The 9,224-nt window shown below is 57.9% G+C and carries 8 protein-coding genes; all 8 read left to right on the forward strand.

Annotated elements, in window-relative coordinates; all coding sequences use genetic code 11:
- Window positions 1-36: 36 nt before the first annotated feature.
- A complete protein-coding gene (locus ALO64_RS06865) occupies window positions 37-774 on the forward strand; it encodes a response regulator (protein ID WP_004656016.1) in 738 nt (245 codons plus the stop codon).
- Window positions 775-835: 61 nt separating this feature from the next.
- The gene (locus ALO64_RS06870) at window positions 836-2,242 is read left to right on the forward strand and encodes an ATP-binding protein (protein WP_044344172.1); all 1,407 of its coding nucleotides are present in this window, start codon (window positions 836-838) and stop codon (window positions 2,240-2,242) included.
- Window positions 2,243-2,409: 167 nt separating this feature from the next.
- Window positions 2,410-3,696, forward strand: a complete 1,287-nt coding sequence (locus ALO64_RS06875) for an ABC transporter substrate-binding protein (RefSeq protein WP_044344161.1) — start codon at window positions 2,410-2,412, stop codon at window positions 3,694-3,696.
- A 104-nt stretch (window positions 3,697-3,800) separates the two neighbouring features.
- A complete protein-coding gene (locus tag ALO64_RS06880; RefSeq protein WP_005732725.1) occupies window positions 3,801-4,709 on the forward strand; it encodes a carbohydrate ABC transporter permease in 909 nt (302 codons plus the stop codon).
- Window positions 4,702-5,547 carry a carbohydrate ABC transporter permease gene (locus tag ALO64_RS06885; RefSeq protein ID WP_002552321.1) on the forward strand — a complete coding sequence of 282 codons (846 nt, stop codon included), beginning with the start codon at window positions 4,702-4,704 and terminating at the stop codon, window positions 5,545-5,547. Before ALO64_RS06880 ends, ALO64_RS06885 begins: the two co-directional genes overlap by 8 nt.
- A gap of 2 nt (window positions 5,548-5,549) precedes the next feature.
- Window positions 5,550-6,716, forward strand: coding sequence for an ABC transporter ATP-binding protein (locus ALO64_RS06890; protein WP_044344160.1), 1,167 nt, complete (start codon window positions 5,550-5,552; stop codon window positions 6,714-6,716).
- A gap of 126 nt (window positions 6,717-6,842) precedes the next feature.
- Window positions 6,843-8,204, forward strand: coding sequence for a carbohydrate porin (locus ALO64_RS06895; protein ID WP_004656031.1), 1,362 nt, complete (start codon window positions 6,843-6,845; stop codon window positions 8,202-8,204).
- 108 nt (window positions 8,205-8,312) lie between these two features.
- Window positions 8,313-9,188, forward strand: coding sequence for a D-hexose-6-phosphate mutarotase (locus ALO64_RS06900; protein WP_044344159.1), 876 nt, complete (start codon window positions 8,313-8,315; stop codon window positions 9,186-9,188).
- Window positions 9,189-9,224: the final 36 nt, after the last annotated feature.

Raw genomic sequence — 9,224 nt, forward strand, 5'->3', positions numbered from 1 at the left:
CAACAAAGATTCACCGTCAAACAAGGACGCCTCAACTTGAGTTCAGTCAGTAAATCGATCCTGCTGGTGGATGACGATCAGGAGATTCGCGAGTTGCTGGACACCTACCTGAGTCGTGCCGGTTTTCAGGTGCGCACGGTGGGTGATGGCGCTGATTTTCGCCGCGCCTTCAACGAAGAACCCAGTGATTTGCTGATCCTTGATGTGATGCTGCCTGATGAAGACGGTTTCAGTCTGTGCAAATGGATCCGCCAACATCCGCGCCAGCCGCATGTGCCGATCATCATGTTGACTGCCAGTTCGGACGAAGCCGACCGGGTCATCGGCCTGGAATTGGGCGCTGATGATTATCTGGGCAAGCCGTTCAGTCCGCGTGAGCTGCAAGCGCGTATCAAGGCACTGTTGAGGCGCGCCCAGTTCGGTCAGGAGCGTCCTGGCGGCGATGTCATTCTGTTCGACGAATGGCGGCTGGACATGGTCAGTCACAGGTTGTTTCACAATGACGGCGAAGAAGTGATTCTGTCCGGTGCCGACTTTGCGCTGCTCAAGCTGTTTCTCGACAACCCCCAGCAGATTCTCGACCGCGACACTATCGGCAATGCCACACGCGGGCGTGAGCTGATGCCGCTGGAGCGGATCGTCGACATGGCGGTCAGTCGGCTGCGTCAGCGTCTGCGCGATACTGGCAAGTCGCCGCGCCTGATCCGTACCATTCGCGGCAGTGGTTATCTGCTGGCCGCGAACGTCAACTCGCAAGCGGGCAACGGCTATTAACTCGCCGGTGGCAGGAGCGAAAAGAACCGGCCTGCCACTGCCGCGCTCATTGCTGGGGCGCATGCTGCTGTTGACGTTACTGGCGGTGCTGCTGGCTCAGACACTGTCCAGTGTGATCTGGCTGTCACAGTTGCGCGCCACACAGACCGAAGGGCTGGTGACCAGCGCGCGCAGCCTCGCGTACTCGATGGCGGCCAGTGTCAGTTACTTTCGCTCATTGCCGCTGGCCTATCGGCCCATGGTGCTGGATCAACTGCGCAGTATGGGCGGGACCCGTTTCGTCGTCTCGCTCAACGATCACCCGCTGGATATGCAAATCATGCAGCCCACGCCTCGCAAACAGGCAGTGCTGGACGTGGTGGGCGAGGTATTGCGCCAGCGTCTGGGCAATGGGCCGGACTTCACCGTATGGTTTGCGCGGCCTGATGACCTGCGCATTTTCAACAGCGGCCTGAAGCTCGATGAACTGCCGCGCTCCTGGGCGCATTACGCGCTGACACTTGAGCCGGTGAACCCGCCGGTGCTGGTTACGCAGATCGAAATGGCGCCCGGTGAATGGTTCTACATTGCCTCTCTGCTGCCTGAGCCCTACACCTCGCTGGAGGAGCAGGAGCTGCCCCTTCAGCAGGTTTCGTTCATCGTCCTGACCAGCGTGTTTTTGCTGTTGTTCATCGGTTTACTGGTGCATTGGCAGAGCCGACCGCTCAAACGTCTGGCGCGGGCCGCACGGGACATGTCGCTGGGCGCGGACGTCGAGCCGGTGGTCGAGGGCGGCGGCAGTGAGGTGATCGAAGTCAGCCGGTCGTTCAACGCCATGCGCACCCGTATCAGCCGCTACCTGACCGAACGGGGTCAGTTGTTCAGTGCCATCTCTCATGATCTGCGCACGCCCATCACCCGGCTACGGTTGCGCGTCGAGCTGCTGGAAGATGAGCACATGCAGCGTAAATTCAGCCGCGACCTGGACGAACTGGAATTGCTGGTCAAAGGCGCGCTGCAGTGCGTCAAAGACACTGATATTCATGAAAACATCGAGCCGGTGGATCTCAATGCACTGCTTGATTGCCTGGTCGAGCCCTGGCTGAACGCTGAAGGCGACGGACGTGTCACCCAGCAGGGTGAGGCGCAGGCTGCCTATCCCGGCAAGCCATTGGCACTGCGGCGCTGCATCGGCAACCTGATCGACAATGCCCTTAAATATGGCCATCGGGCTCATCTGAAAGTCGAGGACAACGCCACGGCTTTCGTCCTGCATGTGGATGACGAAGGGCCTGGTGTGCCCGAACAACGTCTGGAACATGTCTTCGAGCCGCATTTTCGTCTGGCAGGCAACCAGCAGCAGGGCTACGGTCTGGGCCTGGGTATCGCGCGCAACATTGCCCACAGTCATGGTGGCGAGGTCAGCCTGCAGAACCTGCGTGAGGGTGGGTTGCGGGTGACGTTGCACCTGCCAAGAACCATGGAATGACTCTTCAGGTAGCGGCTTTGAGCCTTTATTTTCAGGTGTTTCAATTGTCACCATCCTGTGACAATTGCGCGTCCCTTCGTTACTGTCGTTGCGTCTGGCTTGGTTAGACTCCCACGAAGCGCAAGCATCAGACTTGCTCATGCATAACAACAAGAAAGGTCAATTCTATGAATTCCATGTCACGTCTCGCTGTTGTCATCTCTCTCGCTTCGTTGTTCCCTCTGAGCGCTAACGCCGCTGAATCCAAAGGCACCGTAGAAGTCGTGCACTGGTGGACGTCGGGTGGCGAAAAGGCTGCAGTCGATGTTCTGAAAGCTCAGGTTGAAAAGGACGGCTTTACCTGGAAGGGCGATGGCATCAGTGGTGGCGGCGGTGCCGCTGCCATGACAGTGCTTAAAAGCCGAGCAATGGCAAGTAACCCTCCCGGCGCTGCGCAGATCAAAGGACCGGATATTCAGGACTGGGCCAAAGTGGGATTGCTCGACACTGACGCGTTGAAAGACGTCGCCAAAGCCGAGAATTGGGACTCTCTGCTGGATAAGAAAGTCTCCGACACCGTTAAGTATGACGGCGATTACGTTGCCGTGCCGGTGAACATCCACCGCGTCAACTGGCTGTGGATTAACCCTGAAGTTTTCAAGAAGGCTGGCATTGACAAGGCTCCCACCACCCTAGAAGAATTCTACGCTGCGGGCGACAAGCTGAAAAAAGCCGGTTTCATTCCGTTGGCACACGGCGGTCAGCCTTGGCAGGACAGTACCGTGTTTGAAGCCGTTGTACTGTCGGTCATGGGCGCTGATGGCTACAAGAAGGCGCTGGTCGACCTCGACAAAGGCGCACTGACCGGCGAGGGCATGGTCAAGTCGCTGACTGAGCTGAAAAAGGTCGCCACCTACATGTATGTCGATGGCAAGGGCCAGGACTGGAACCTGGAAGCTGCCAAGGTCATCAACGGCAAGGCTGGCATGCAGATCATGGGTGACTGGGCCAAGAGCGAATGGACCGCCGCCAAGAAAGTCGCCGACAAGGATTACCAGTGCGTAGCCTTCCCGGGTACCGACAAGGCATTCACTTACAACATCGACTCGCTGGCGGTGTTCAAGCAGAAAGACAAAGGCACCACTGCCGCTCAGCAGGACCTGGCCAAGGTCGCGATGGGTGAGGACTTCCAGAAAGTCTTCAGCATCAACAAGGGTTCGATCCCGGTTCGCCAGGACATGCTAGCCGACATGGACAAGTATGGCTTTGATTCCTGCGCCCAGACCGCTGCCAAGGACTTCCTGGCCGACGCGAAGACCGGTGGCCTTCAGCCAAGCATGGCGCACAACATGGCGACTTCGCTGGCAGTTCAGGGTGCCTTCTTTGACGTGATCACCAACTACATCAATGACCCGAAAGCCGACCCGGCAGAAACAGCCAAGAAGCTCGCTACCGCGGTCAAATCAGTCCAGTGATTGGTCTTTAATAGCCTGTAACCGCCGTCCGTGGTGTTGAAATCCGTCGTTGATTTCTCCCACGGCCTCGGCCTTGATTAGACACACCGGATGGGAAACGCCCGATGAGCTCTGTCGCTGCGATCAGCAAAGCCTCGCCAATGGATGCGCTGCAACGCTGGCTACCTAAACTGGTGCTGGCCCCCAGCATGTTCATCGTGCTGGTTGGTTTTTACGGGTACATATTGTGGACGTTCGTTCTGTCGTTCACTAACTCGACGTTTCTGCCTACTTACAGTTGGGCAGGTCTGGCGCAATATTCGCGACTGATGGACAACGACCGTTGGTGGGTGGCGAGCAAAAACCTCGCTGTGTTTGGTGGTATGTTCATCGCGATCAGCCTGGTGATCGGTGTACTGCTGGCAATTCTGCTGGATCAGCGTATCCGTCGTGAAGGCGTGATTCGCACTATTTATCTGTACCCGATGGCGCTGTCTATGATCGTCACCGGGACCGCCTGGAAGTGGTTGCTCAACCCCGGCCTGGGCCTGGACAAGATGCTGCGCGACTGGGGGTGGGAAGGCTTTCGTCTGGACTGGCTGGTTGATTCCGACCGGGTTATTTATTGCCTGGTCATTGCTGCGGTGTGGCAATCGTCCGGCTTTGTAATGGCTCTGTTTCTGGCAGGGCTGCGCGGTGTGGATCAGTCGATCATCCGTGCTGCGCAAATGGATGGCGCCAGTTTGCCAATGATCTACTGGCGCGTGGTGCTGCCAAGTCTGCGTCCGGTGTTCTTCAGCGCAATCATGATTCTGGCGCACATTGCCATCAAGAGCTTCGATCTGGTAGCCGCTATGACGGCCGGCGGCCCCGGCTATTCTTCGGACCTGCCCGCTATGTTCATGTATTCCTTTACATTCAGTCGTGGCCAGATGGGTATGGGCTCGGCGAGTGCGATTCTGATGCTCGGCGCGATTCTGGCGATTCTGGTGCCGTACCTGTATTCCGAGCTGAGGGCCAAGCGCCATGACTAGTCATGTTGAAAAACCGGGCATCAGCGTCAGCCGTGTTCTGATTTACGCCGTGCTGATACTGGCCTGTCTGATTTATCTGGTGCCGTTGGTAGTGATGTTGCTGACAAGCTTCAAGACTCCCGAAGACATCGGCACCGGTAACCTGCTGAGCTGGCCAAGCGTGATCACTGTCATTGGCTGGATCAAGGCCTGGGATATCGTTGACGGCTACTTCTGGAACTCGATCAAGATTACGGTCCCGGCGGTGGTCATTTCCACGTCGATCGGCGCACTCAACGGTTATGTGCTGTCGATGTGGCGCTTCAAGGGCTCGGAGTTGTTCTTCGGCCTGTTGCTGTTCGGCTGTTTTCTGCCCTTTCAGACCGTACTGCTGCCAGCGTCCTACACTCTCGGCAAGATGGGGCTGGCCAGTACGACCGTCGGGCTGGTGTTCGTCCATGTGGTCTACGGGCTGGCGTTCACCACGCTATTCTTCCGTAATTACTACGTCAGCATTCCTGATGCACTGGTCAAGGCGGCGCGTCTGGACGGTGCCGGGTTTTTCACGATCTTCGGCCGCATCATTCTGCCGATGTCCACGCCCATCGTGATGGTCTGCCTGATCTGGCAATTCACCCAGATATGGAACGATTTCCTGTTCGGCGTTGTGTTCTCCAGCGGCGATTCTCAGCCGATCACTGTGGCTCTGAACAATCTGGTCAACACCAGCACAGGTGCCAAGGAATACAACGTTGACATGGCGGCGGCGATGATTGCCGGCCTGCCGACACTGCTGGTCTACGTACTGGCTGGCAAGTATTTCCTGCGTGGGCTCACGGCCGGCGCGGTCAAGGGGTAATCATGGCGACTCTCGAATTACGCAACGTCAACAAGACCTACGGCAGCAACTTGCCGGACACGCTCAAGAACATCGACCTGTCGATCAAGGATGGCGAGTTTCTGATTCTGGTCGGCCCTTCCGGCTGTGGCAAATCCACCTTGATGAACTGCATTGCCGGTCTGGAAAGCATCAGCGGCGGTGAGATTCTCATCGATGGCCAGGACGTCAGCAGCACCAGCCCCAAGGACCGCGACATCGCGATGGTCTTTCAGTCCTATGCCCTTTACCCGACCATGAGCGTGCGTGAAAACATCGCGTTCGGGCTGAAGATCCGCAAGATGCCGCAGGCCGACATCGATGCGGAAGTGGCTCGCGTAGCCAAGCTGTTGCAGATCGAGCACTTGCTCAATCGCAAGCCGGGCCAGATGTCCGGTGGCCAGCAGCAGCGTGTCGCGATGGGTCGTGCCCTGGCGCGTCGTCCCAAGATCTACCTGTTCGATGAGCCGTTGTCCAACCTCGATGCCAAGTTGCGCGTCGAGATGCGTACCGAAATGAAACTGATGCACCAGCGCCTTAAAACCACCACCGTCTATGTGACCCATGATCAGATCGAGGCCATGACGCTGGGCGACAAGGTCGCGGTCATGAAGGACGGTATCGTTCAGCAATTCGGTACGCCCAAGCAGATTTACACCGATCCGGCCAACCTGTTCGTCGCCAGTTTCATCGGTTCGCCGCCGATGAACTTCATCCCGCTGCGTCTGCAACGCAAGGATGGCCAATTGATTGCGCTGCTCGACAGTGGTCAGGCGCGTTGCGAGCTGCCGGTCGGGGTATCCGATGTCGGGCTGGAAGATCGAGAAATCATTCTCGGTATCCGGCCGGAACAGATTATGCTTGCTGGCGCTGAGTCGAATGGCATGCCGACCATCCGTGCCGAGGTCCAGGTGACCGAGCCTACCGGGCCGGACACGCTGGTGTTCGTCACGCTCAATCAGAGCAAGGTCTGCTGTCGCCTTGCGCCGGATGTCGCACCGCAGGTGGGCGAAAGTCTGACCCTGCAGTTCGACCCTTCCAGGGTGCTGATTTTCGATGCTCAGAGCGGTGAGCGTCTTGGAGTTCTGGGAGCACCATCTTTGGCTGAACGGGCAAACAATGTTCCAGTTGAGCCGCAAGTGATAAATTGATTCAGCACCGAGCATCGCTGGCCGGCTGTCTACTGCCACAATGAAGCGGCCGACCGGCGAAAACGAAGCAGTGAATGAAGCAAAACGTCTACCAAAGCTAATAACAATAAAACGAGGATTGATGGGATGAAGAAGATCAACAAAGGTAAATCGCTTTCCCGGTTCCAGTTGGTAAGCACGCTGTCTGTGTTGGGTGCGATGGGGCTGGCAGGCAGCGTTCATGCTGCCGACGCATTTTCTGCCGATTCACCGTGGATGACTGGCGACTGGAACGGCAAGCGTACCGAACTGCTCGACAAGGGCTATGACTTCTCGCTGGAGTACGTTTCCGAGATGGCCAGCAACATCAAGGGCGGTTACAACGACGACAAGACCGGCCGCTACAGCGACCAGTTCGCGCTGGGCATGAAAGTCGATTTGCAAAAGGCTTTCGGCTGGCAGGATGCAGAGTTCAAGTTGGCAATCACCGAACGTAGCGGGCGCAACATCTCCAACGACCGGATCGGCGACCCTCGTGCCGGTACCCTCAGTTCCTCCCAGGAAGTCTGGGGTCGCGGCCAGACCTGGCGTCTGACGCAAATGTGGATCAAGCAGAAGTACTTTGACGGCGCGCTGGACGTCAAGGCTGGTCGTTTCGGACCGGGCGAAGACTTCAACAGCTTCCCTTGCGATTTCCAGAACCTGTCGTTCTGCGGCTCGCAGGTCGGTAACTATGTGAACACCTGGTACAACTGGCCAATCAGCCAGTGGGCCTTGCGCGTGAAGTACAACATCACGCCGGAAGTGTATGCACAGGTCGGCGTCTATGAGCAGAACCCGTCCAACCTCGAAACCGGTAACGGCTTCAAACTCAGCGGCAGCGGCACCAAAGGTATGATCCTGCCGGTTGAACTGGTCTGGACCCCGACCGTCAATTCGTTGCCCGGTGAATACCGTGTCGGCTTCTACAAGAGCACGCCCAACGCCGACGATGTCTATGAAGACGTTAACGGTCAGCCACAGGCAGCTACCGGCGCTGCGTTCAAGTCGCATGACAGCAAGCACGGCTGGTGGGTTGTTGCTCAGCAACAGCTGACGACTCACGATGGCGATGCATCGCGCGGCCTGAGCATTTTTGCCAACGCTACCGTGCACGACAAGGCCACCAACTTCGTCGATAACTACCAGCAGATCGGTTTCACGTACAAAGGTCCGTTCAACTCGCGTCCGAAAGATGACATCGGTATCGGTATCGCCCGTATCCACGTCAACGACGATGTGCAGGATCGTGTGCGTCTGGCCAACCAGATCAGCGGCATCAACGACTACGACAACCCTGGCTACCTGCCGGTCCAGAGCACTGAGTACAACTCGGAAATCTACTACGGCTTCCACGTTACCAACTGGCTGACCGTGCGTCCCAACCTGCAGTACGTCAAGCACCCTGGCGGTGTAGATCAGGTTGATGACGCGATTGTGGCGGGCATCAAGATCCAGTCGAAGTTCTGAGTACTGATTGACGCGTAACGCGATCAAAGGTCGTGTGTGCTTTGCGGGCAGCCTGGCTGCCCGTTTTTTTTGGCTTGATCCTTTTATTTTTCAGGGACGCGATTGGCGATGACCTCTCTCGACGCGCAACTGCCTGAACATCCATTGCAACGCTTCTTCCGATCCCGACGTGCCAGACCCACTTTCGAGTGGGAGCGTCACCAGCTGCGCGATGTACTGGTTATCGATCATCCGCAGTGTCAGGCGGTCTTCAGTCGCCAGGGCGCGCAGTTGCTGCATTTTCAGCCGCAAGGCCAGAAACCCTGGCTCTGGTGCGCTGCACAATGGCCGCAGGTGGGGGCGATTCGGGGTGGCGTGCCAGTGTGCTGGCCCTGGTACGGCCGACACCCCGGTGAAAGCGGCTGGCCGGCACACGGCTGGGGGCGCTTGCTGGACTGGAAACTGATCGACAGCAGCGAGAGCGAAAAGGGCGTCAGCCTGCACTGGCGCTTGCAACTGTGGGACTGGCAGGTCGATCTGCATGCCGAGCTGGGGCAGGGCATGGAGTTGCGTCTGAGCACACGCCACGAGTACAGTGAGCCGTGTCATTTCAGCCATGCGCTGCATGCGTACTGGCGGATTGGCGATGTGGCTGAAGTCGCGCTTGAGGGCCTTGATGGGGCGCAGGGTTATGACGAACTCAGCCGACAGGTCTGCCAGCAACAAGGCGAATTACGTGTGGCAGGCGGCTGCCAGCGAGTCTTCGAACATGCCGGTGCCTTGCAACTGCAGGACCCGACCTGGCAGCGCAGACTGAACATCGACACCGGCGACAGCGTCAATACCGTGGTCTGGCACCCCGGCAACAGACCGCTACTGGGGGTGTGTGGCAGCGAGACCGCAGGCTTTGTGCGCGTGGAAGCCGCCTCGGCTTCCGGCGACGCCTTCAGCCTGCAACCGGGCGAGCAGGTGCAACTCAAATTGCAGGCCAGCCTGGCGGGGTGATTTGCGTGTGACGCGGAGCGTCACGAACTGCATGCA

It is taken from the genome of Pseudomonas meliae (assembly GCF_001400515.1).
GTDB classification, from domain to species: Bacteria; Pseudomonadota; Gammaproteobacteria; order Pseudomonadales; family Pseudomonadaceae; genus Aquipseudomonas; species Aquipseudomonas amygdali.